Source organism: Paractinoplanes atraurantiacus (assembly GCF_900215205.1).
Lineage (GTDB): Bacteria > Actinomycetota > Actinomycetes > Mycobacteriales > Micromonosporaceae > Actinoplanes > Actinoplanes atraurantiacus.
In genome coordinates this window covers 663,448-686,459 of record NZ_OBDY01000001.1, presented here as the reverse complement: position 1 = coordinate 686,459, position 23,012 = coordinate 663,448, and the positions used below count along the sequence as shown (strand labels likewise).

Sequence of the window (23,012 nt, the reverse complement as noted above, 5' to 3'; positions counted from 1 at the left end):
ATTTGATCACAAGGAAACGGGCCGCGCGGTTTGCCGCGCGGCCCGTTCGTGAAACTCTTGTCTACTTAGTACCAACCAGTGTCCTGCGAGTGCGACCAGGCGCCGCAGGGCGTGTCGTACCGGCCCTCGATGTAGCCGAGGCCCCACTTGATCTGGGTCGCCGGGTTGGTCTTCCAGTCGTCACCCTCGGAGGCCATCTTGCTGCCGGGCAGCGACTGGGGGATGCCGTACGCACCGGAGCTGGGGTTGCTGGCCTTGTAGTTCCAGCCGCTTTCCTTGTCCCACAGCTTGTTGAGGCACGGGAACTGGTCGATGCCGAAGCCCGCGGCGATCATCAGCGCGCAGCCGGTCGCCCGGGCGCCCGAGTATTCGTCACAGGAGGCGGGGATCTCGCCCGTGTACTCGGTGGGGCCGCTGCTCTCCTCGGACTCCTCGGCCTTCTTCTTGGCCTCGGCCGCCTTCTTGGCGGCTTCCTCGGCCGCCTTCTTCGCCTCGGCCGCCTTCTTCTGAGCAATCACCTTTTGCTCGGTCGAGTGCGCCTGAGCGGCGGAGACCTTGGCCGCGGCGGCGGCTTTCTCGGCGGCGCCGGCCTCGGCCTGGCTGCGCTGCGCGCGGTCCGCGGCGTGCGCGGCCTGGCGCTGCTTCAGCAGGACGGTGTCGTCGACGCTCGCCTGCACGACAAGTTGCGCTCCGGCACTCGTCTGCTGGACTTCCCGGTCCTGTCCGAGGTAGACACCTCCGGCGGCGCCCGCGACAAGCAGGCCGACCGCGGTGACTCGTACTCCGACCCGGCTCCAGAGCCGATTCACGAAGGTTCCCTTCGTCGGGGGCAATGACGCGGCACGTCCTCCACCAGGGGAAATGGTGGTGGGGCGTGCCGCGAGCACCGCGACCACTCGGGCCGGGGAGGTGGCCCGAAGTCGATCTCCCGACAACGATGACCACGCATGGCGCTCGCCAGACACCATGGCGCACCGTGAAGTGGATGTGAAACGTCAGAGCGGGGTTGTGACTTTGCTCACTCCAATTTCACGCTCAAATCGGGTGAAAGAGCGCAGAAATCGCGTCACTCCGAAGGGAACACCGTTGTCACCTTACGGAGTGTAGCGATCACTCAGAGTGGAATCTCTTCGAGGAGATCGGTGACCACCTCGGCGATGGGCGAACGCTCCGATCGGGTCAGCGTCACGTGGGCGAAGATCGGGTGTCCCTTGAGGGCCTCGATCACGGCGGTGACGCCGTCGTGCCGGCCCACCCGCAGGTTGTCGCGCTGCGCCACGTCGTGGGTGAGGACCACCCGCGAGCCCTGCCCGATGCGGGAGAGCACCGTCAGCAGCACGTTGCGCTCCAGCGACTGTGCCTCGTCGACGATCACGAAGGCGTCGTGCAGGCTCCGGCCGCGGATGTGGGTCAGCGGCAGCACCTCGAGCATCCCGCGGGCCATCACCTCCTCGACCACGTTCGCGTGCGCGACCGCGCCGAGCGTGTCGAAGACGGCCTGGGCCCAGGGCGACATCTTCTCGTTCTCGGTGCCGGGCAGATATCCCAGCTCCTGGCCGCCGACCGCGTAGAGCGGGCGGAACACGATGACCTTTTTGTGGCGGTTGCGCTCCATCGTGGCCTCGAGGCCCGCGCAGAGCGCCAGCGCCGACTTGCCGGTGCCGGCCCGGCCGCCGAGCGAGACGATGCCGATCGACTCGTCGAGCAGCAGGTCGAGGGCCACGCGCTGCTCGGCCGAGCGGCCGCGGATGCCGAAGGCCTCCCGGTCGCCGCGCACCAGCCGTACCGACTTGTCGGGGTTGACCCGGGCCAGCGCCGACCCGCGCGGTGAGTGGATCACCAGGCCGGTGTGGCAGGGCAGGCGCTCGGTCTCCTCGAGCTCCAGCTCCTCACCGCCGTAGAGCGCGCTGACCTGGTCCTCACCGAGCTTGAGATCGGCCATGCCGGTCCAGGTGGGGTCGCTGGCCTGCCCGTGCCGGTACTCGTCGGCGGTGAGGCCGACCGAGGCCGCCTTGACCCGCAGCGGCATGTCCTTGCTGACGAGCGTGACCTCGCGGCCCTCGGCCGCGAGCCCCAGCGCCACCGAGAGGATCCGGGTGTCGTTGGCGTCGTTGCGGAAGCCATGCGGCAGGACGCTCTGGTCGGCGTGGTTGAGCTCGACCCGCAGCGTGCCGCCCTCGTCGTTGCAGAGCACCGGCTCGTCGAGCCGGCCGAACTTGATCCGGAGCTCGTCCAGGAAGCGCAGCGACTGGCGAGCGAACCAGCCCAACTCGGGATGGTGGCGTTTTCCCTCCAACTCGGAGATCACGACGAGGGGGATGACCACCTCGTGATCGGAGAACCGGCGGAACGCCGCCGGGTCGGACAGCAGGACCGAGGTGTCCAGAACGAAAACACGGCCCTCTCGGGCCGGTTCCATGGTTCCGGAGACTTTGGCGGCCGAGTCACGTGAAGACTTAGCGACGTCGGCGTCAGATCGGCGTGATGTCACAGGCCTGCTCCAGCGGGCGTGCAACCCGGTACGCCCGCGGTCCGCCACCTCCGGCGCCCGATCTCATGCACGGGACGGATTGCAGGCCCCGTGGCGCACTTGTCGCAGGTCCGGGCCGGCCGGCTGGCTCGGGATGACCCCGTGCCATGACTCAAACGCTAGCGGTCATCAGCCGTACGCGGTAGTACGCAAAAACGGGTGACGTCCAACTCTCGGCTAATTTTGCGCGCATGAAACGTCACCCTCGGCGGGTAATCTGAGCGTCGTGGCACAGACTCCGCGTCCGACCCATCCGCTGAGCCGTCAGAGCGAGGGCCTCCAGAACGAGGGCATCGCCGAGGCCTGGGCGTTCACCGCCGAGCACAGGCAACGGACCACGTTCTTCTTCGACTTCGACGGCGTGCTCTCGCCGGTCACCGACGACCCGGACGCGTCGCAGCCGGTGCCGTCCGTGCTGGGCGTGCTCGAAAAGCTCGCCACCGTGGTGCAGCGTGTCGCCATCGTGTCGGCCCGTCCGGTCAGCTTCCTGCGGTCCCGTTTCTCCTCGCTCGAGGGCGTCGACCTCTACGGCCTGTACGGCCTCGAGGTGTGGCACGAGGGCGAGGTCGTCACCGAGCCGGCCGCGCTGCCCTGGGTGCCGGCCATGGCCGAGCTGGCCGAGCGGGCCAAGACCGAGCTGCCCGGCGACGTCCTGGTGGAGTACAAGCGTCTTTCCGTGGCCCTGCACTACCGCACGGCCCCGCAGCGGGCCGGCGAGGTCGAGCGCTGGGGTCACGAGCAGGCCGAGGCGAAAGGCCTGCGCATCCAGGCCGGCCGCATGGTGGTCGAGCTCAAGCCGCCGGTCGACCAGGACAAGGGCATGGTCATCACCGAGGGCGTCCGCGACGCGGGCTGCGCGTGGTATTTCGGTGACGACATGTCCGACATCAAGGCGTTCGACGCTCTGCGCGCCCGCGAGGCGGTCGACCCGTCGTTCTTCGGTGTCGCGGTGGCCGTGGCCAACCCCGAGACCGGCGCCGAGGTGTCCAGCGCGGCCGACCTGACCCTCGACTCCCCCGGCGCGGTCGCTCAGTTCCTCGCCGAGGGCCTCGAGCGCTTCTAGTCAGGCGCCGAAACGGCGCTGCCGGTTGCCGTACGACCGCAGCGCCCGGAGGAAGTCGATCCGGCGGAAATCGGGCCAGTTGGCGTCGTGGAAATAGAACTCCGAGTGCGCCGACTGCCACAGCAGGAAGCCGGAGAGCCGCTGCTCGCCGCTGGTGCGGATGACCAGGTCGGGATCGGGCTGGCCGCGGGTGTAGAGGTGCTCGGCGATGTGGTCGACGTCGAGGATCTCGGCCATCTCCTCGATCGTGCGGCCGGCCGCGGCCTGCTCGTGCAGCAGGGAGCGCACCGCGTCGGCGATCTCGCGGCGACCGCCGTACCCGACCGCCATGTTGACCTCGACACCGATCGTGCGGTTGCGGGTCTTCTCCTGGGCCGCCTTGAGCACGGTGGCCGTGGAGGCGGGCAGGATGTCGAGGGCGCCGACGATGCGCAGCCGCCACGGGTTGCCCTCCTCGGCCAGCTCGCTGGCCAGATCTTCGATGATCTGGAGCAGCGGGTCGAGCTCGGCCGCCGGGCGCCGCAGGTTGTCGGTGGCCAGCAGGTAGAGCGTGACGTGCTTGATGCCGGCCTGGTCGCACCAGGTCAGCAGCTCCTTGACACGGGCGGCGCCGACGCGGTGGCCGTCGTTGGGGTCGACGAACCCCATTTCACGGGCCCAGCGACGGTTGCCGTCGCACATGACGCCGACGTGCTGGGGCACGGGCTTGCCGGCCAGCTTGCCGGCCAGCCGCCGTTCGTACACGCGGTAGAACGGAGTGGAGATCAGGGACCGCAGACTCATCGCATCAAACCCTAGCCCGCTCCGGTAGCCACTCAAGGGTGGGCTCGGCGACGGTGACTCAACCGCAAGGTGATGAGTCCGATCGTGCGAGCGTCGAAAACCCCGTCACCGAGGCCCAGCTCCACCATCCGGTCGAAAACGCCACCATCTCGGGCGGCCGCCCCCACCGCCGCGTCGACCACGCTCGGCCGGCGGCTGAGCCAGGCCGCGAAGCCCGAGTGCCGCAAATGCCGTCCGAGCCGCCGGCGCAGGGCGTCGCGATAGCGCTCGGCCACCCGTTCGGGTCCGGCCGCGGCGGCGGCGCCGGCCAGCGAGCCGGAGAGCACGGCGTAGAAGATCCCCTCCCCGGTGAACGGGTTGATCAGCGAGAGGGCGTCGCCCGCGAGCAGCACGCGGCCGCGTCCCGGCGGCGGCCGGTGTGTCGAGAGAGGCAGGTGGTGCCCCCGCACGCCGGCCGGTTCGGCGCCGGTCAGGAGGTCCCTCATTCTTTCCAAGAGGTACGCCCGGGAGAGCGGCACCCCACGGAGAACCTCCCCGTAGCCGACGTTGGCGGTGCCGTCGCCGAGCGGGAACTCCCAGGCGTACGCGGGCCAGCGCTGCCGCGTGGTGATGATGACCTGTTCGCCGGTGTTGGTGGTCGGCGCGTAGCCGCGGACGGCGATGGCGAGGTGGCCGGGCGGGTTGAGCGGGTGGCCGAGCTGCCGGCGTACGACCGAGCCGGCGCCGTCGGCCCCGATGAGCACCCGCGCCCGCACGAGATCGTCGATGACGACACCGTCGCCGTGATCGCTCACCCGGCGTACGGAATGACGCCGCAACTCCGCCCCCGCCGCGACCGCCGCCCGCACCAGCCGTTCGTCGAAGACCCGCCGGGGAACCGTGTGCGCCGGCCGCGGCAGCGGCCGGGCCACCGCCGAGCCACCCGGACCGACCAGGCGCAACCGTTCGACGGCCGGGTAACCATCGGTCACCCCGGACACGCCGAGGCCGTCGAGGACGGCGACCGCCTCGGCCGCGATGCCGTCGCCGCACACCTTGTCGCGAGGAAAGTCGGCCCGGTCGAGCAGCAGCACTCTCGCGCCGGCCCGGGCGGCGGCGACCGCGGCGGCGGCACCGGCCGGACCGGCGCCGGCCACCACCACGTCGAAGCTCTCGACCGGCATGCCGGCCCTCCTCAGGTGCGCACCTCGGCGGGGATGTCGGCCACCGCGGCGGCCCGGTACAAGGCGTACCAGGTCAGCAGCGCGGCGGCCAGCAGCGGAGCGCCGTCACGGATCAGGCCGTCCGTCCCGAGCAGGAAGTAGCAGAGCGGCAGGTCCCAGAGCAGGACGAAGAAGGTCAGCCAGCCCAGGGCCCGGCGCGCCCCGGCCTTGCCGCGCATCAGGAAGATCGTGCACAGCAGGACGGCGTAGCTGACCGCGATGCCCGCGAACAGCCAGAACACCACGGCCAGCAGCCACTGTGGCCGGTCGCGCAGCTCACCGAACGCGATGAGGCACGGCACCAGCATCAGCGGGCTGTAGGTGAAGGCGGCCAGTCGCGCGGTGAGCAGCCACCCGGCGACCGGGGCACGCCGGGGAGCGGCCTCGCGCATCGACAGGCCCTCGCGGGTCAGCACGAGCCGGTTCGGATGGCGCACCAGATGCTCGCGGGCGGCCGGGTGCCGGTAGAGCAGCGCGACCACCGTGACACAGAGGACGACCAGGACGGCGAAGCCGATCACGCCCGGCCGGGGCGGAACTCCCTCACGCGGCACGACCAGGCGGCCCACCGCGAAGATCGTGGTCACGGCCAGGATCAGGCCGAGCGGACGGGCCGCCGCACGTGACCGGCGCACCTGCCGGATCAACAGGAGCCAGCCGAGGGTACGCAGCAGCGCCCACCCGGTGCGGACCGCGAGGCCGAAGCCGTGCTCGGGCGCGTACGAGTAGTTGAGGATCTCGACCACGACGGTGGCGGCGGCGGTCGTCACCAGCAGGGCGATCAGGACGCGAAGGGCGCGGGGCACGGTGTTCCGTGTACCCGGAGCGCGCCCGCCTCACGCGAGGGTGAGACGGGCGCGGGTGGTCAGGCGTCGGCCAGGCGGGCGCGCAGGGCGTCCAACTCGGACCACAGCACGGCCGGCAGCTTGTCGCCGAACTTCGTGAACCACTCGGTGACCTGTGGAATCTCGGCCAGCCACTCCTCGCGGTCGACGCGCAGCACGGCGGCGAGATCGTCGGCGTCCAGGTCGAGGCCGGTCAGGTCGAGGGCGTCCGCGGTGGGCACGTGGCCGATCGCGGTCTCCACCGCCTCGCCCTTGCCGTCGAGCCGCTCGACGACCCACTTGAGCACCCGGCTGTTCTCGCCGAAGCCCGGCCACAGGAAACGGCCATCTTCGCCGCGGCGGAACCAGTTCACGTAGAAGATCTTGGGCAGTTTGCAGGCGTCGCCGGGCGCGCCCTTGGCCATGTCGATCCAGTGCTGGAAGTAGTCGCCGGCGTGGTAGCCGATGAACGGCAGCATGGCCATCGGGTCGCGGCGCACCACACCGACCTGGCCGACCGCGGCCGCGGTGGTCTCGGACGACAGGGTCGCGCCCAGATAGACGCCGTGCACCCAGTCGCGGGCCTCGGTGACCAGCGGGACCGTCGTTCGGCGGCGGCCGCCGAACAGGATCGCGTCGATCGGCACCCCACGAGGATCGTGGTATTCGTCGGCGAGGATCGGGCACTGCTCGATGGGCGTACAGAATCGGCTGTTGGGGTGGCTCGAAGGGTTTTCCGACTCCGGGGTCCAGTCCTGGTTCTTCCAGTCGGTCAGGTGGGCCGGCGGCTCGCCCATGCCCTCCCACCAGATGTCGCCGTCGTCGGTGAGGGCGACATTGGTGAAGACGGAGTTGCCCCGGGCGAGGGTGCGCATCGCGTTCGGGTTGGTGTGGAAGTCGGTGCCGGGAGCGACGCCGAACAGGCCGAACTCGGGATTGGTGGCCCACAGGCGGCCGTCGGAGCCGAACCGCATCCAGGCGATGTCGTCGCCGACGGTCTCGACCTTCCAGCCGGGCAGGGTCGGCTCGAGCATGGCCAGGTTGGTCTTGCCGCAGGCCGAGGGGAAGGCGCCGGCGATGTAGCGGACCTGCCCCTCGGGCGAGGTCAGCTTCATGATCAGCATGTGCTCGGCCAGCCAGCCCTCGTCGCGGGCGGCCACGCTGGCGATGCGCAGCGCGTAGCACTTCTTGCCGAGCAGCGAGTTGCCGCCGTAACCCGAGCCGAACGACCAGATCTCACGGGTCTCGGGGAAGTGCGAGATGTACTTGGTGTCGTTGCACGGCCAGGGGACGTCTTTCTCCCCCGGCGCCAGCGGCGCGCCGACCGAGTGCAGGGCCGGCACGAAATCGGCGTCCTCTCCCATGGCCTCGAGAACGCCGGATCCCATCCGGGTCATGATGCGCATGCTGGCCACGACGTACGGGCTGTCGGTGAGCTCCACCCCGAACATCGGGTTCGGGGCGTCCAGCGGGCCCATGCAGAACGGGACGACATACATGGTGCGGCCGCGCATGCAGCCCCGGTAGAGCTCGGTCATCGTCGACTTCATCTCGGCCGGCGCCATCCAGTTGTTGGTGGGGCCGGCGTCGGCCTCGTCGGCCGAGCAGATGAAGGTGCGCTCCTCGACGCGGGCGACGTCGCCGGGGTCGGTGCGCGCCCAGAACGAGTTGGGCTTCTTCTCGGGGTCGAGCCGCACGAGCGAGCCCGATTCGACCAGGGCATCGGTGAGATTTCGCCACTCCTGCTCCGAGCCGTCGCACCAGACGACGCGGTCGGGAGTGGTCAGGGCGGTTACTTCCTCGATCCAGGCGAGCAGCCGGGGATGAGAAGTAGGGGGCACGGTGATCTCCTTCGGTCGGCGTTGACCAGGACCACTTGCAGTCATGGGGAGTTACCAGAGCCTAAGGGGATGCAACGTTGTGTTCATCGGTAGTTGCTGTGGATAACCGCACAATCCTCGGCAGCCTTGCTTGCAGACGTTCGATTCTTCGCCATTGAGCGCAGTTCCGCGCAGCATCGCCGGAACGGCCGGGGTCGCGCCCCGCCGTTCGGCGACTTTCACAAAACGGACTTAACCCCCTAAGCTTGGGTAATCGGGCTTTCCTCTCCTAGGAGGCAGGAATGACCATCCCGGGCAGTCCAACCGACACGGACACCGAACTACTGGCGGCGGTCCGTGAAGGGGACACCGCGGCGTACGGCACGCTCTACCAACGGCACCACGCCGCGGCCCGGCACCTGGCGTACGGGCTCACCCGCGACCCGGCCGACGCCGACGACCTGGTGGCCGAGACGTTCGCCAAGGTCTTCGCCGCCCTGCGGGCCGGACGGGGACCGCTGGTCGCCTTCCGCGCGTACCTCGCCACCACCATGCGGCACGTCTGTTACCACCGGGCCCGCCGCGACCGGCGGCTCGAGTTCACCGACGACCTCACCCGCTACGACGAGGGCCAGCCCTACACCGACCCGGCACTGGACCGCCTGGAACGGGCGTACGCCGCGGCCGCGTTCCGGCAGCTGCCCGAGCGGTGGCGCGACGTGCTGTGGCAGACCGCGGTCGAGGGCAACAGCCCGTCCGAGGTGGCCGGCATGCTCGGGATGACCCCCAACGCCGTGGCCGTGCTGGCCCACCGGGCCCGCGAGGGCCTGCGCAGCAACTACCTCCAGCAGCACGTGGCGGTGGCCAAGCACCCCGAGTGCCGGTGGGCCGGCGAACGCCTCGGCGTGCACCTGCGCGGGCGGCTCGCCCCCCGCGACAGCAACCGCATGCGCCTGCATCTGGGCTGGTGCGCGGGCTGCCGCGAACGCGTGGCGGAGATCGCCGAGATCAGCGACATGCACCCTCCGTACCAGCAGCGCGGGTTAAGACTCGCCAACGAAAACAGCGGGGCGTGACGGCCCCCGGTACGCTCGGACCGTGCCCGACATCTCGCCGACGCAGCCCTCGGGCCTGCGCGTAAGGATTCGGGGACTCGTCCGCGAGCTCGGCAAGTTCGGCACGGTGGGGACCATCTCCTTCGCGATCGACCTCGCCATCTTCAACGCGTTGCTCCAGGCCGGCGTGGAAACGCTGCTGGCCAAGACCATCTCGACCGTGCTGGCGACCACCGTCGCGTTCACCGGCAACCGGTTCTGGACCTGGCGGCACGCGGCCCACGCCAACATGGCCCGGCAATACACCATGTTCTTCGTGCTCAACGCCATCGGCCTGGGCATCGGGCTGGCCTGCCTGGCCATCAGCCACTACGGCCTGGGCAGCGTCTGGCCGGTCTTCCAGACCAAGCTCGCGGACAACATCTCGGGGCAGCTGATCGGCACCGCCGTCGGCACGCTGTTCCGCTTCTGGTCGTACCGCCGGTTCGTCTTCCCCTCGGCAGCGACACCCGTTGCGACCCCGCCGGGCCCGCCACCCCCTCACGACAGCCGGGCGACTGTGACGCCGCCTGCATCCCCCGTTCGTGACACGGCGTAACAGCCCACTCTCCCGTAAGGTTGCCCAATGCCTTCAGTCAGTTCGCTGACGTCACACCTGCGCCGTCTCGCCCCCGAAGCCATCGCGTTCGGTGTCATCGGCGCCGGAAACACGCTGCTCTACATGGCCATCACCTGGGCGTTGCTGCCGATCGGCGCGGTCAAGGCGAGCGTGGTCGCCACGGTCATCACGACCACCCTGGCGTACTTCGCCAACCGTTACTGGACCTACCGTCACCACACGCGCACGGCCCTGCGCCGCGAGTACACGCTGTTCTTCGGCTTCAACCTGATCGGCATGGTCATCCAGTCCGGCGCCATCGCCATCGGCAAGTACGGCTTCGGGCTGACGGAGGAGCACAACAAGTACGAGTTCATGGGTGTCACCCTGCTCGGCATCGTGGTCGCCACGATCTTCCGCTTCTGGGCCTACCGGACCTTCGTCTTCCTCAAGCCGCCGGTCGACGGCCACGAGGCCGAGCTGGCCGACCTCGACGCCGCGGCCGGCCTGGCCGAGCTGAGCACCGAGGACGAGCCGAAGGCTAGTTCTTCGCCTGTCTCCTGAACAGGCCGCGCCGCTGCTGCACCGGCAGCTCCGGCTCCTCCTCTTCTTCTTCCTCGTCCTCCGGGTGCCGCAGGCGGTCCTGCTCGATCAGCTCGTAGAGCAGCGTCTGCACGCTCTGCGCCCGCGGGACGGCGGCCAGCAGGACGGCCTGCTCGCCGATCGAGTCGACCTTCAACGTCCCCGACCCGAAGACCCGGTCGAGCACCGACTGGTTGACCACGTGGTCGTTGACCCGGTTGAGCGGCAGGTCGCGCCGCTCCCGGGCGATCACGCCGTCCTGAAGCAGGATCCGCTCGCTGGTCAGCACGTAGTGGGTGCAACGCCACTTCACCAGCGGCGCCACCCCGTACCGGACGCCCTGGTAGAGCATGATCAGAGCGACCACGGCGAAGCCGATGCGGCCGCCGTCGTTGGTCGGCAGCATCACCCAGGCCACGGTGCTCACGACGACCGCGAGCAGCACGATCAGGCCCGGGCGGAGGGCCGACTTCCAATGCGGACGCAGGTGGAGGACGAGCTCCTCCTCGTCGGCCAGCACTTCCTGCGGGAACGCCACGCCGTCAGCGTACGTGCAGCACGTCACCCGCCGAGACGCGATCGTCGGCGCCGTCCGCCGTACGGACGACGAGACGGCCGTCGGCGTCGACCGAGGTGGCCTCGCCCTCCAGCGGCCCGCCGGCCGGCAGCAGCACGCGAACCTGACGGCCGATCGTGGCACAACTGCGCCGGTACGCCGCGAGCAGGCCGGACATCTCGGCGTCGCCGTCCGCGTCGCGCCACCCCTGGTACCAGGAGGCGATGCCGCGCAGTGTCGCCCGCAGCAGAGGGTCACGGTCGGTGACCGGGGCGCCGGCCACTCGCAGTGAGGTGGCGGGTAGGCCGTTGGTCTCCGGAAGCTCCTCGGCGCGGGTGCTCACGTTGAGGCCGATGCCGATCACGACGGCGTCACCGGAGGCCTCGGCCAGGATGCCGGCGCACTTGCCGCCACCGACGAGCAGGTCGTTCGGCCACTTGAGGGCCGCTTCGACCTCGGACACCCTGGTCACGGCCTCGCACAGGGCGACCCCGGCCAGCAGCGGCAGCCACCCGAGGGCGCCGGGAGGAACGGCGGGCCAACCCCTTTCCTCATTCCGTACGCCGGGTCGCAGCAGCACACTCACGGTCAGGCCGGCCCGCGGCGGCGACGTCCACTGCCGATCACGACGGCCCCGGCCGGCGGTCTGGCTCTCGGCCACCACCACCAGCCCCTCGGGCTCACCGGCCTGAGCGGCGGCGATCGCGTCAGCGTTGGTCGAGGCCGTCTCGGCCCGCAGATCAAGCCGCCGCCAAAAGCCGCCGGGCGTCACGAGCGCCCGCTCCAGAGCGCGGGCCGACAGCGGAGGGCGGTCAAGGTCGGAGTACGGCGACGACATCAGCCGAGCCTAGTCCGCCCAGCTCACCGGCCCAGACGCGCCTTACTGGGGTGGGTCGGCGGCGTGGCGGCTCACGTAGACGCGGCTCGGGTGTGACGGGGGCGGGGGCGGGGTTGCCTCGGCCGGGCGGGGCCGGGGACGCGGGCGGGGGCGGCGCTCGGCCGGTGGGGGCTCGTTCTCCGGGCGCCACTCGCGGGCCAGCGGCTGCTTGTGGGCCGGGGACTGGTCGCGCGCGGCCCGCCGCTTCTCGTTGCGGGACTGCCAGCCGCGGGGCAGGCGGATCCGGCCCGGGCGCTCGCCGTCGTCGAGGGGCGGCCAGACGGGCACGGCCTGGGTGGGCTCCACCTCGACCGGGGTGAGGTCGAAACCGGTAGCCGGCTCATAATCGGGGACCGGGGGAAGGCGCTCGACCGCGACCGGCCAGCCGTAGCCCTTGGCCGAGGGCTCGTGGTCGGCGTCGAGCTCGACCGGGATCGGCGTCCAGTACTCGCCGGAGGGCAGCTCGTCGCGGGTCTGCCGATATTCAGGGCGGACCCAGCCTTCGACCCGGTGCCCGAGACGGGCGGCGGACCTCGGCGCGGGCTCCGGCTCCCTCACCTCCTCCTGGACCACGCCGAACGCCGGCTCCACCTCGGGATCGAAGCTCGAGGCGGGGTCGAGACTCATGGCCGGGTCGAGACTCAGCGAGGGGTCGCGGCTCAGGGCCGGGTCAAGACTCAGCGAGGGTTCGAGACTCAGCGCAGGATCCAGGCGCGGCGAAGGGTCGAGACTCAGCGCGGGATCCAGGCGCGGCGAAGGGTCGAGACTCAGCGCAGGATCCAGGCGCGGCGAGAGATCCCGGGCCGGCTCGAGATCCGGGCTCGGGTCGAGGTCCGGGTGGTCCTCCGGCTCGAGGGCCGGGCCGGGAACCAGGGCCGGCTCCGGGAAGACGTCCTCCGCGAGCTCCGGGGCCGCGGGCTCCTGCGCCTGGTGGTGCTCCTCGGCGTACTCAATCAAGTCCTGACGGCGACGCCGGCGCCTGGGGCGAGCCTCCGGGGTCTCGCACTCCTCCTCGGCGGCCAAGCCGATCATCGCGAGTCCGCCGCGCTCGTCCTCCTCCGGCGGCGGCGCGATACGGCTGCGCCGGCGGCTTCCCGGTCCGCGCGGGGCCTTCGCCTCGGCCTCCAGGACCGCGGTGCGCGTGGCCTCGCGGACCGCCCTCCGGCCCGCCCGCCGGCCGCCGACACGGAACAGCACGCTGCGGAAACAGATCAGAGTGGCGATGCCGCCGGCGATGAGGGCGATCCCGGCCGCGGTCATCCAGTTCGTCACGTGAGGCGTAACGAATGGGGCATTGAGTGCGAAACGCACCCGTAGCGGCGCGCGAGCCGATCTCGCACTACGATCAAGTCCGCTGTTTCCACCCTTCGCGGAAAGCGTGAGGCACCACTGTGACGACGCAGCCGGACGCGGCCCAGGCCGACATCCACACCACCGCCGGAAAGATCGGGGACCTCACCCGCCGTACGGACGAGGCCGTGCACGCCGGCAGCGAACGTGCCGTCGAGAAACAGCACGCCCGGGGCAAGAAGACCGCCCGCGAGCGGATCGCCATGCTGCTCGACGAAGGCTCCTTCGTGGAGCTCGACGCGCTCGCCCGGCACCGCTCGACCAACTTCGGGCTCGAGAAGAACCGGCCGTACGGCGACGGCGTCGTCACCGGCTACGGCACGATCGACGGCCGGCAGGTCTGCGTCTTCTCCCAGGACTTCACCGTCTTCGGCGGATCACTCGGCGAGGTGTTCGGCGAGAAGATCGTCAAGGTGCTCGACCTGGCCATGAAGACCGGCTGCCCGATCATCGGCATCAACGACTCCGGCGGCGCCCGCATCCAGGAGGGCGTGGTCGCGCTCGGCCTCTACGCCGACATCTTCTTCCGCAACGTGCGAGCCAGCGGCGTCATCCCGCAGATCTCCCTGATCATGGGCCCGTGCGCGGGCGGCGCCGTCTACTCCCCCGCCATCACCGACTTCACCGTGATGGTCGACCAGACCTCGCACATGTTCATCACCGGCCCCGACGTGATCAAGACGGTCACCGGCGAAGAGGTCGCGATGGAGGAGCTCGGCGGCGCCCGCACCCACAACACGCGCAGCGGCAACGCCCACTACCTGGCCTCCGACGAGGACGACGCGATCGACTACGTGCGGGCGCTGCTGTCCTACCTGCCGTCGAACAACCTCGACGAGCCGGCCGTGTTCGAGATGCCGGCCGATCTGTCCCCCTCGGAGGACGATCTGGCGCTGGACACCTTGATCCCGGACTCGGCCAACCAGCCGTACGACATCAAGAAGGTCGTGGAGACGATCGTCGACGACTTCCTCGAAGTGCAGTCGCTCTACGCGCAGAACATCGTGGTCGGCTTCGGCCGCGTCGAGGGACGCCCGGTCGGCGTGGTCGCCAACCAGCCGACACACTTCGCGGGCACGCTCGACATCGCGGCCTCGGAGAAGGCGGCCCGATTCGTCCGGACGTGCGACGCCTTCAACATTCCGGCGCTCACCCTGGTCGATGTGCCGGGTTTCCTGCCGGGCACGACACAGGAGTGGGACGGCATCATCCGGCGAGGAGCAAAGCTGATTTACGCGTACGCCGAAGCCACCGTCCCCAAGATCACGGTGATCACCCGGAAGGCCTACGGCGGCGCGTACGACGTGATGGGCTCCAAGCACCTGGGCGCCGACATGAACTTCGCGTGGCCGACAGCGCAGATCGCGGTGATGGGCGCCCAGGGCGCGGTCAACATCCTGTACCGCGGCGAACCGGCGGAGACCCGGGCCCAGCGCGTCCAGGAGTACGAGGACACGCTCGCCAACCCGTACATCGCCGCCGAGCGCGGCTACGTCGACGCGGTGATCCAGCCGTCCGAGACCCGCGCCCAGGTGATCCAGGCGCTACGGATGCTGCGTTCCAAGCGCGAGACCCTGCCCCCCAAGAAGCACGGCAACATTCCGCTATGAGTTGGCCGGGAGCCACTGGCCGGCGAGCAGGAAAGCGCCGACGACCAGGGCGACCAGGTTGACCACGAGGAAGACGCCGACCCAGAAGATCGCGGGGACGTGGGTGACGTGGGCCAGCTGGTCGGCGTCCGACTCGGGCATGCGGCCGCGGCGGCGCAGGCTCTGCAACTCGAAGACCGGGCGGACGCCGCCGAACAGCAGGAACCAGACGCCGGCGTACGCGAACGCGGCCTGCACCTCGGGAGACGCGTACCAGGAGACGACGAAGACGATCGCGCCCGTCACCACCAGGGAGACCACGCCGAACAGGTTCCTGATGTTGATCAGCATGAGCAGCAGCAGGAGCACGGCCAGCCACAGCAGCAGCGTGATCCGGTTGCCGCCGAGCAGCCAGGCGCCGAGCAGGCCGACCAGCGACGGCGCGATGTAGCCGCCCAGCAGCGTGAGCATCATGCCCGGGCCGGTCGGGCGGCCCGACGACAGCGTCAGACCGGACGTGTCGAACTCCAGCCGGATGCCGCGCAGCCGACGGCCGGTCAACAGCGCGAACAGCGCGTGACCGCCCTCATGCGCGATCGTGACGGCGTTGCGGGCGATCCGCCACACCGGGCGGAACGACACGGCCAGCAGGCCGGCCAGCGCGGTGAGCAGCACCAGCAGACCGGGCGGGTCCGGTTGGGCGCCGAGCAGCTTGTCCCAGAAGTCAGTCACACCTTCGATCGACACAGCGCCGAACTGTAGCCGATCACGCTATGCGCGACGTCGCACTACCGCCTTCGCGGGGACCTCGGCGCGCTTGGTGAGCGTGCGGGCGGCGTAGATGCCGCCGGCGAACACCGCCAGCAGGGCGATGATGGCGAACATGGCGAGGGGGCCGATGGTCACGGTCAGCACAACCAGATCCGCGAACCCGATCAGCACCCACAGTCCTAGGGTGGGCTTACTGCCGTACCGTCGGCAGTTCATGTCGCACCTCCTCGGTGATACGACGTGAACTACCCATTCACCCGGCGATTCACGCTACTTCGACTTGAATCCCGCGTAGATGGCCTTGAGCTGGGCCTGCGACGCGTCCCAGTCGTCGGGGCTGACATACCAGTTCAGTGAGTACGCCTGGTGGTCGTTCACGACGAAGTTGCGCTTGACCACGCGCTGCGGGTTGCCGGTGCTGGTCGTGTAGTAGTACTCCCAGTCGGCGGCGTTCTTGAAGTAGCCGGTGACCCGGTCGATGCGGACCTTCTGGTAGTCGGTGATGCTCCCGGCGCGGTCCTTCTCCTGCTCGACCCAGTCCTTATACGCGTCGGGTTGCGGGCTGGTCGTCTGCGACACGATCAGCAGGCGGTTGTTCCACTTGAACTCGACGCCGTTGCCGGTCACCTTGCGCGAGGCGTCCGGCGACCGCGGAATCTTGAAGCCGGTGGGGTCGGTGAACAGCGTCCAGCCGGCGGGCAGCGCGCTCGCGGCGGAGGTCGCCGGCGCCTTGGTGGGCTTGGTGGCGGCGGCGCTGGCCGGCGCGGAACCGGGCGGGGCGGCAGCGGCGGCCGAGGTGGTGGGGGCGGCGGCGTTCGGGTCGGTCTTGTCGTCGTCGCCGAAGGCCTGCACGACGAGCACGACGACGAGGACGACGATGAGCAGCACCACGCCGAAGCCGACGGCGGCCTGGCGGTAGGTGAGCCGGGTGCCGAAGACGGTGATGCCCGGGCTGCTCGAGTACGAGGGCGTGACCGGCATGGGAGTCCACGCCGGACGGTTGGGGCGGCTCACACCCGGCACGGGCGGAATGTCGGAGCTCTTACGCCGCGGCGGCATCATCCCGGCAACAGCCGTCTTGTCAGCGTCGGCGCCGGCCAGGCCGGCGACCACCTTGGTGGCGTGCTGATCGGCGGAGGGCTTTCCGGGCGTTTTGTCCGCAGCCAGAGCCTCAGCCTTCTCCGCGGCAGCCCTGTCCGCGGCAGCCCTGTCCGCGGCAGCTTTGTCCGCCGCAGCCCTGTCCGCGGCAGCCTTCTCAGCCGCAGCCCTGTCCGTGGCAGCCTTCTCAGCCGCAGCCCTGTCCGCGGCAGCCTTCTCAGCCGCAGCCTTGTCCGCGGCAGCCTTCTCAGCCGCAGCCTTGTCCGCGGCAGCCTTGTCCGCGGCAGCCTTGTCCGCGGCAGCCTTGTCCGCGGCAGCCTTGTCCGCGGCAGCCTTCTCAGCTGCCGCCCTGTCTGCGGCAGCCTTCTCAGCCGCCGCTTTCTCAGCCGCAGCCTTGTCCGCAGCAGTCTTCTCAACCGCCGCCTTGTCTGCGGCAGCCTTGTCGGCCGAGGCCCTGTCCGCCGCCGCCTTGTCTGCGGCAGCCTTCTCCGCGGCAGTTTTGTCCGCCTTGTCCGCCGCCGTCCTGGCCGCCGCGTTCTCCGCGGCAGCGTTGTTCGCGGCAGCCTCGTCCGCCGCCTTCTCGGCGGCAGCGTTGTTCGCGGCAGCCTTGTCCACCGCGTTTCTGTCCGCCGCAGCTCCGCCCGCCGCAGCTCCGTCCGCCGGACCCTTGTCCGCCGCAGCTTTATCAGCGCCGGCCTTCTCAGCGACGGCCTTCTCAGCCACGGCCGAGCCGGCCACGGCCGAAGCGGCCGACTTCTCCGCCGAAGGCACCTTCGGCTTTTCCGCGGCCGTGACCTCCGGCTCGGCGGCGAGGGCGTCCGCCGACAGGTCTTCAGACGTGGGGCCTCCGGCCTCGGGGCTGGAGGTGGCCGCGCCGGCGACTTCGGAGTCTTCGACCGCGGCGTCGGCGTCGACCTGGGTTGCCGCGGCCTCGACTCTCTCCGGCGGCGCGGACATCCCGGCCCCGGACCTCGTCTCGGCCGTCCCGGCGTCCCGCTGCTCTTCCACCGTCGCCGCGGGCGCATCCCCCGCAACCGTCGCGCCGGAATCGGCAGCGATCGCATCCTTCGCGACCGTGTCGGCCGGCTTCGCCGCTTCCCCCGCAGCCGCCGCGGACCCGGCCGCCGACTCGGCCTCCACGGATGGCTCGGCCTTTGCGGTGCTCGGCTCCGAAGTGCTCGTCGCGGCCTCGGGCGTGCCGGCTTCGACGGCCTCGTCCGGGGTCGCGCTCTTCGTCGCTTCGGCCTGCGGCTCGGTCTTCGGCTTCCCGGTCACTGCTTTTTCGGCGTACGCGGAAAGCTCTGTCCTGGAATCAGGCGCGGCGGGTGGCGTGCTCTTCGCGGGAGCCTTGACCGGCTTTTTGGGCGCGGGAATCACCGTGGTCGCGTCAACCGGTGGTTTGGGCGCGGGAACCACTGTCGTGGCGTCGATCGGCGTCTTCGGCGGGGGAACCACCGTGGTGGCGTCGGCCGGCTTGCCGACCACGCGCGGCATGACCGTGGTCGCGTCGGCCGGCATCGGCTTGGGGACCACGGTGGTGGCGTCGTTCGCGGGAGCGGCCGGCTTGCCCCGGCGCGCGGCGGCCACGTCGGCCGCGGTGAAACCCGCGTGCCCGGCACGGGTCGTCCGCGGCGGAGGGCCGTCGGGACGCGTGGTGTCGGGGGCCGGCCCACGACGCGTACTGATGAAAGCGGTCTTGTCGTCTCTGACCGGAGGACCGTCGACCCGGGTCGCGTCGATGCGCGGCTTATCGGTCTTGGGAGGGTCGGTGCGCGGCGGCGGCTTGGCGGCGGGACGATCGACACGTGTCGGCGTCTCGGCCGCCGGACGGCCCACAGTGGCCTTGCCCGGGGTGAAGATCGGCGGCCGGCCGTTGTCGGCCGCCGGACGGCCACTCACGACCGGAGGCTGCGGCGGCGGGCTGGTCGGGCGGACCGGCGGGCGCGGGCCGGGCACGACGGGCGTGGTGCCGGTGTTCGGCAGGCCGGTGCGGTCGCGGCCGACACCCGGGCGGCGCATGGTCGGGCTCATCGGGAAGGTCAGCTTGCCGCGGCGGCCGGCGGCGCGCAGCAGCAGGCGCTCGGCCTCCTCGGCGTTGATGCGGTGCGCCGGGTCCTTGCGCAGCAGGCCGTTGAGCACCGGCTTCAGCGGGCCGGCGTTGCGGGCCGGAGGAGGGTTCTCGGTGGCGAGCGCGGCCAAGGTCGCGATGGCCGAGGGACGGGCGAACGGCGAGGCGCCCTCGACCGCCGCGTAGAGCGTGGCGCCGAGCGACCAGAGGTCGGCGGCGGGGCCGGCCGAGCCGTCGCGGGCACGCTCGGGAGCGATGTACGCCGGTGAGCCGAGCACCAGGCCGGTGCGGGTGACGTTCGGGTCGCCGGGCACGGTGGCCAGGCCGAAGTCGGTGAGCACGACACGGCCGTCGGCGCCGATCAGCACGTTGCCCGGCTTGACGTCGCGGTGCACGACCCCGGCCCGGTGGGCGGCACGCAGGGCGTTGAGAACACCAAGGCCCATTTCGGCGGCGCGTACGGAGTTGAAAGGCCCCTCGGCGGCGAGCGTGTCCTGAAGTGAGCGCGAGGGCACGTACTCCATGACGATCCACGGGTCGGCGTCGGTGCGCAGCACGTCGAACACGCGGACCACGTTGATGTTGTTGAGCCGGGCGATCGCGCGCGCCTCGCGCAGCGACCGCTCACGCATCTCCTGCCGCTCGCCGGGCGTCAGACCGGGCGGCGGGACGAGCTCTTTGATGGCCACGTCCCGGTGCAGGACGACGTCTGTCGCCCGCCAGACGCGGCCCATGCCGCCCTGACCGAGCGGCGCGACGAGCCGGTAACGGTCTGCGACGATGAGCGGGGGCGAGGAAGACATCACGGAGAAAATACCCGGTCCTGTCGAGCCACAGCGAATCGATCAGCCGAGTGTGGGATACGTGTCACCGGATCTCCCTGGTCACGTCGTACGCTCGGTCGATGGATACGGAACCGCTGGTCAGCGTCGTGCGCGGCGAACCGACCGATCTTGAGCTGGCCGCGCTGGTCACGGTACTGGCCGCGGCATCCAGTGCGATAAATGGGGAGCAGCCACCGGCCACCCCGTCGGCGTGGACGCGCGCCGCACGGCCATCGATGGGACCGGCGTCCTGGCGCGCCTCGGCGCAACCCCGTTAGATCATCATCGGTCACTGTCCACAGGCTCCCCCGAGGCTGGCGACAACCGACTACGCTCACCCTCGCCGGTCCGGTTTTGTTCCGATCTTCGGGGGAGGATGACGATGATTCCTGAGGAGGATCTGGGCCCCGCGTGGCTGCGCGACTACGGCACCACCGACTTCGGCCAGATCGAGGCCGACATCCAGGCGATGGAGCAGTTCGCCGCCAAGCTGGCCGCCAACGTCAAGGACAGCTACGCCCCCCATCTCGAGAGCGTCTCCGCCTCGATGGGCACCCCGCTGGAGCCCGTGCACGTCTCCTTCGCCGAGCTGGCCTCGTTCCTGACGGCCCACCGCGAAGCGCAGGACGTCACCCACCAGAACGTGTACAACTACGCGAACGGCACCCAGGGCTTCGCGTCGGCCGCCGCCGACATCAGCAAGAAATACGCAGGTTCCGACGCCTTCTCCCACGCCAAGGTCAGCGACGTCGACAAGGCCTTCGACAAGTACGGCGTACCCGAGACCACGATCGCCGAGGGAGACCTCTGATGCTGGTGGCAGACGGCGGAGGCGGAGGCGGCACCAACTGGTACGCGATGTCAGTGCCGGACATGCAGACCCGGATCCAGGGCCCCGACACGGCGAAGCACTACGAGCTGCTCACCGGCTGGAAGCAGTCGGCCGACCTCATCACGGAACACCGCTGGCAGGTCCAGAACTACCGGGACAACCTCGCCGCGGTCTGGCCGCCGGAAAAGAACGAGGCCGCCTTCGCGTACCTGACCCGCCTCGACGAACTGATCCAAAACCTGGACGAGACGTACGAGGCGGCCCTGGCCAACCACGACGCCTTCGCCTCAGCCACGTTGTCGATCAGCCTGGCCCAGAAAGACATCCAGGCCATCTACGACGAGTACACGAACAACTCCCAGCTGCTGACCACATTTAACGCCCAACAGCTGCAGGCCCAAAAAGCCGACCCAGGCCTGACCCCCACCGAAAAGCCCCCTGTCGCAGACGGCCGCCAGGAGGAACTACGCCAAAAGGCAGCAGCCCTCCTAAGCACCGTAAGCAGCGACTTGGCCTTGGCCCAGGTCAGCATCCGAACACCGAAGCTGTACCAACCCTCGAACAAGATCGACGAGAATAACTCCCCGAATGACGGGACTACATATTCAGCACCCCCGATCCCACCGATCACGCCGGCGTTTGTAAGCGACGACGAATCCTCGCGCTCCTCGCGACCATCGATTACGTTCCCAACGACTGGGCCTACATCGACCGGGGCGACTCCGCCAGGACTCACATCGCCGGGATTAGCACCACCCGCAGCCGCGTCCCCAAGTCTCAGCCAACAACCTGGGCTCATCTTGGGCGGAACGAACCCCCAGGCTCCGCCGCCACCGATCACAACTCCGACTCCTTCACCGCTGCCGAGCGGTCCATCGGGACCAGTTACTTCGCCCGGCCTGCTGCCCCCTGTTGCCGGTACACCCTTCACCTCCGGTGGAACGTCGACCATTCCACCGACAGGAACCAGCCCCGCCCGTAGCACCAATTTGCCGCGTGAGAGCCTTGTCCGCCCGGGCTCCGCCGGGACGGGCGGCGTACACGTGATGCCTCCTGGCGGTTTGATCGGCAGCACTCCGACCATGGGTGTTGGCCAGCCAGGCGGCGTTCGGTCGGGGCCTGCCAGAGTGAATCCTGTGGGTGGAATAATCGGTGGCCCGAATGGCCCCACCGGAGCGAACGGGTTGCGCAATCAAGGGATACCTCCCGCCGGACAATCGGGCAATTTCGGCGGCCCATACGGTCAAGCTGGCGGGCGCACGTCAGCTCGGCGCAGCGAACCTGAAGACTCCCGCTGGGATCCAGATAATCCTTGGGTTACAGCACAAGGGGTCGATCCCGTAGTCATGCCGCCACGTGATCGAAAGATTGACCCGGGGCCCGCGATAGGACTCGACTAAAGCTATGCTAACAAAGTTCGGCGCCGCTGGAGTCGTCGCCGTTATAGCGTTTATTACGATCTCAGCGCGTCCTGCAAGTGCGGACAGTTTCCGAAACGATCAATGGCATCTAAGAAGTCTGGAAATTTCCAAGGCGCATTCCATCTCCAAAGGTGCAGGGATTTCGATTGCGGTCATAGATACCGGCGTTTACCCTCACGCCGATCTCCGACGCAACCTCCAAGCTGGAGTTAATCTCGCCCCAGGCGGTGGCGATGGACGCAAAGACCAGGACGGCCATGGAACGAGCATGGCAGGCATCATTGCTGCACACGGCAGGGGTGGCGATGGGGTTTTGGGAATAGCCCCTTCTTCGAAAATCCTTCCAGTGAAGATCACTAATCGTGGAAACAGCATGCCCGCCGAAACCATGACAAAGGGCGTCCAGTGGGCGACGCAAAACGGCGCCGAGGTCATCAACATTTCCGCGGAAACAGGTCCTGCATTCGACTTGGCCGATGCCGTGCACACAGCCATCTCTGACGACATAGTAGTCGTCGCCGGCGCAGGGAATAAAAGCAAGCAAGCAATCATGGCTTACCCGGCAGCAATCGACGGCGTACTGACAGTCGGGGCAACCGGTCGCAACGGGAAGGTCGCTCCCTTCTCAATTACAGGACCTAGGGTTCAGTTATGCGCACCGGGCGTTGATATCACCACAACCCAAACGCAGGGAAGATACGTCGATACGAGTGGCACTTCCGCAGCAACTGCCATAGTCTCAGGAGCCGCTGCGCTTGTTCGGGCCAAATTTCCTCAGCTTTCGGCTGAAGAAGTCGTTCATCGGATTACGGCTACTGCTGATGACATCGGGGCGCCTGGGCGGGACGACGAGTGTGGGTTTGGGCGGCTGAATCTTGTTAAGGCGCTTACCGCCACTGTGCCGCCTCTTGCAGGGGAAGCGTCCGCGTCGCCTAGTGCTGCGGCTTCTAGTGCTGTGACGGCTGCTCCTGCGCCCACCGTCAGTGCTGTGGGGGCCGCCCAAGCGGGCGGTGACGAGGGTGGCGGTGGGCGAGGGCTTGTGTATGGCGGGATTGCTGCCGTGGTGGCTCTTGGTGGCGTTCTTGCCTTTGTTCTGCTTCGGCGGCGGCGTGGGGGTCTCTAGGTCTGCGGGGGAAACGCCGTGCCGTGTGGTGCTTTCGGGGGTGTTT

The 23,012-nt window shown here is 69.4% G+C and carries 21 protein-coding genes and 1 pseudogene; 9 read left to right on the top strand and 13 right to left on the bottom strand.

The annotated features are described in order from the left end of the window. Positions 1 to 65: 65 nt before the first annotated feature. Positions 66 to 809 (bottom strand): aggregation-promoting factor C-terminal-like domain-containing protein, encoded by a 744-nt coding sequence (locus CRP55_RS03210; RefSeq protein ID WP_097317905.1) that lies wholly within the window; start codon positions 807 to 809, stop codon positions 66 to 68. Between the two features lie 305 nt (positions 810 to 1,114). Then, positions 1,115 to 2,491, bottom strand: coding sequence for an RNA 5'-3' helicase PhoH2 (gene phoH2 / locus CRP55_RS03205; RefSeq protein WP_097317904.1), 1,377 nt, complete (start codon positions 2,489 to 2,491; stop codon positions 1,115 to 1,117). 295 nt (positions 2,492 to 2,786) lie between these two features. Here phoH2 and otsB point away from each other — a divergent pair, with 295 nt between their 5' ends. Beyond that, positions 2,787 to 3,593 carry a trehalose-phosphatase gene (otsB, locus tag CRP55_RS03200; RefSeq protein ID WP_097318715.1) on the top strand — a complete coding sequence of 269 codons (807 nt, stop codon included), beginning with the start codon at positions 2,787 to 2,789 and terminating at the stop codon, positions 3,591 to 3,593. Here otsB and CRP55_RS03195 read toward each other — a convergent pair whose 3' ends face one another. Genes CRP55_RS03195 through CRP55_RS03180 form a run of 4 tightly spaced genes read right to left on the bottom strand, consistent with a single transcriptional unit; the run spans position 3,594 to position 8,288 of the window. Continuing rightward, positions 3,594 to 4,376 (bottom strand): isoprenyl transferase, encoded by a 783-nt coding sequence (locus tag CRP55_RS03195; protein ID WP_097317903.1) that lies wholly within the window; start codon positions 4,374 to 4,376, stop codon positions 3,594 to 3,596. A 32-nt stretch (positions 4,377 to 4,408) separates the two neighbouring features. Then, a complete protein-coding gene (locus CRP55_RS03190) occupies positions 4,409 to 5,539 on the bottom strand; it encodes an NAD(P)/FAD-dependent oxidoreductase (protein WP_097317902.1) in 1,131 nt (376 codons plus the stop codon). Between the two features lie 11 nt (positions 5,540 to 5,550). Continuing rightward, complete coding sequence (locus tag CRP55_RS03185; RefSeq protein ID WP_097317901.1) at positions 5,551 to 6,384, bottom strand: hypothetical protein; 834 nt, start codon at positions 6,382 to 6,384, stop codon at positions 5,551 to 5,553. Positions 6,385 to 6,443: 59 nt separating this feature from the next. Then, complete coding sequence (locus CRP55_RS03180) at positions 6,444 to 8,288, bottom strand: phosphoenolpyruvate carboxykinase (GTP) (RefSeq protein WP_097317900.1); 1,845 nt, start codon at positions 8,286 to 8,288, stop codon at positions 6,444 to 6,446. Between the two features lie 236 nt (positions 8,289 to 8,524). Between CRP55_RS03180 and CRP55_RS03175 the strand changes: the two genes are divergently transcribed. The 3 genes from CRP55_RS03175 to CRP55_RS03165 are packed head-to-tail and all read left to right on the top strand — an operon-like array spanning position 8,525 to position 10,439. Beyond that, positions 8,525 to 9,298, top strand: coding sequence for a sigma-70 family RNA polymerase sigma factor (locus tag CRP55_RS03175; protein ID WP_097317899.1), 774 nt, complete (start codon positions 8,525 to 8,527; stop codon positions 9,296 to 9,298). A 22-nt stretch (positions 9,299 to 9,320) separates the two neighbouring features. Continuing rightward, a complete protein-coding gene (locus tag CRP55_RS03170; protein WP_097317898.1) occupies positions 9,321 to 9,875 on the top strand; it encodes a GtrA family protein in 555 nt (184 codons plus the stop codon). A gap of 27 nt (positions 9,876 to 9,902) precedes the next feature. Beyond that, entirely contained in the window at positions 9,903 to 10,439 is a 537-nt protein-coding gene (locus CRP55_RS03165; RefSeq protein ID WP_097317897.1) for a GtrA family protein, read from the top strand. Here the strand turns inward: CRP55_RS03165 and CRP55_RS03160 are convergent. Genes CRP55_RS03160 through CRP55_RS03150 form a run of 3 tightly spaced genes read right to left on the bottom strand, consistent with a single transcriptional unit; the run spans position 10,417 to position 13,162 of the window. Continuing rightward, the gene (locus CRP55_RS03160; RefSeq protein WP_097318714.1) at positions 10,417 to 10,995 is read right to left on the bottom strand and encodes a PH domain-containing protein; all 579 of its coding nucleotides are present in this window, start codon (positions 10,993 to 10,995) and stop codon (positions 10,417 to 10,419) included. The genes CRP55_RS03165 and CRP55_RS03160 overlap by 23 nt on opposite strands. A 4-nt stretch (positions 10,996 to 10,999) precedes the next feature. Continuing rightward, a complete protein-coding gene (locus CRP55_RS03155; RefSeq protein WP_097317896.1) occupies positions 11,000 to 11,854 on the bottom strand; it encodes a biotin--[acetyl-CoA-carboxylase] ligase in 855 nt (284 codons plus the stop codon). A 39-nt stretch (positions 11,855 to 11,893) separates the two neighbouring features. After that, a complete protein-coding gene (locus CRP55_RS03150) occupies positions 11,894 to 13,162 on the bottom strand; it encodes a hypothetical protein (protein ID WP_143234377.1) in 1,269 nt (422 codons plus the stop codon). Positions 13,163 to 13,281: 119 nt separating this feature from the next. Here CRP55_RS03150 and CRP55_RS03145 point away from each other — a divergent pair, with 119 nt between their 5' ends. Beyond that, a complete protein-coding gene (locus tag CRP55_RS03145; RefSeq protein ID WP_097317894.1) occupies positions 13,282 to 14,850 on the top strand; it encodes an acyl-CoA carboxylase subunit beta in 1,569 nt (522 codons plus the stop codon). Here CRP55_RS03145 and CRP55_RS03140 read toward each other — a convergent pair. The 4 genes and pseudogenes from CRP55_RS03140 to CRP55_RS03130 form a co-directional block, all read right to left on the bottom strand. Further along, positions 14,845 to 15,576, bottom strand: coding sequence for a M50 family metallopeptidase (locus tag CRP55_RS03140; protein WP_097317893.1), 732 nt, complete (start codon positions 15,574 to 15,576; stop codon positions 14,845 to 14,847). The genes CRP55_RS03145 and CRP55_RS03140 overlap by 6 nt on opposite strands. A gap of 24 nt (positions 15,577 to 15,600) precedes the next feature. Continuing rightward, positions 15,601 to 15,816, bottom strand: coding sequence for a hypothetical protein (locus tag CRP55_RS03135; protein WP_097317892.1), 216 nt, complete (start codon positions 15,814 to 15,816; stop codon positions 15,601 to 15,603). 54 nt (positions 15,817 to 15,870) lie between these two features. Then, on the bottom strand, positions 15,871 to 17,655 hold the full coding sequence (locus CRP55_RS55975; RefSeq protein ID WP_342751519.1) for a serine/threonine kinase C-terminal domain-containing protein: 1,785 nt from the start codon (positions 17,653 to 17,655) through the stop codon (positions 15,871 to 15,873). A 654-nt stretch (positions 17,656 to 18,309) separates the two neighbouring features. Next, positions 18,310 to 19,569, bottom strand: a pseudogene (locus CRP55_RS03130) (serine/threonine-protein kinase); the annotation flags it as partial. Positions 19,570 to 19,670: 101 nt separating this feature from the next. Here CRP55_RS03130 and CRP55_RS03125 point away from each other — a divergent pair. The 4 genes from CRP55_RS03125 to mycP all read left to right on the top strand — a co-directional run bounded on the left by CRP55_RS03125 (position 19,671) and on the right by mycP (position 22,966). Beyond that, positions 19,671 to 19,868 (top strand): acyl-CoA carboxylase epsilon subunit, encoded by a 198-nt coding sequence (locus CRP55_RS03125; RefSeq protein ID WP_097318713.1) that lies wholly within the window; start codon positions 19,671 to 19,673, stop codon positions 19,866 to 19,868. A 104-nt stretch (positions 19,869 to 19,972) separates the two neighbouring features. Further along, a complete protein-coding gene (locus tag CRP55_RS03120) occupies positions 19,973 to 20,401 on the top strand; it encodes a hypothetical protein (protein ID WP_097317891.1) in 429 nt (142 codons plus the stop codon). Next, positions 20,401 to 21,822 (top strand): hypothetical protein, encoded by a 1,422-nt coding sequence (locus tag CRP55_RS51935; RefSeq protein ID WP_143234375.1) that lies wholly within the window; start codon positions 20,401 to 20,403, stop codon positions 21,820 to 21,822. The genes CRP55_RS03120 and CRP55_RS51935 overlap by 1 nt, the downstream gene beginning before the upstream one ends. Before the next feature lie 4 nt (positions 21,823 to 21,826). Beyond that, complete coding sequence (gene mycP / locus CRP55_RS03110; protein WP_097317889.1) at positions 21,827 to 22,966, top strand: type VII secretion-associated serine protease mycosin; 1,140 nt, start codon at positions 21,827 to 21,829, stop codon at positions 22,964 to 22,966. The last annotated feature ends 46 nt before the right edge of the window (positions 22,967 to 23,012 follow it).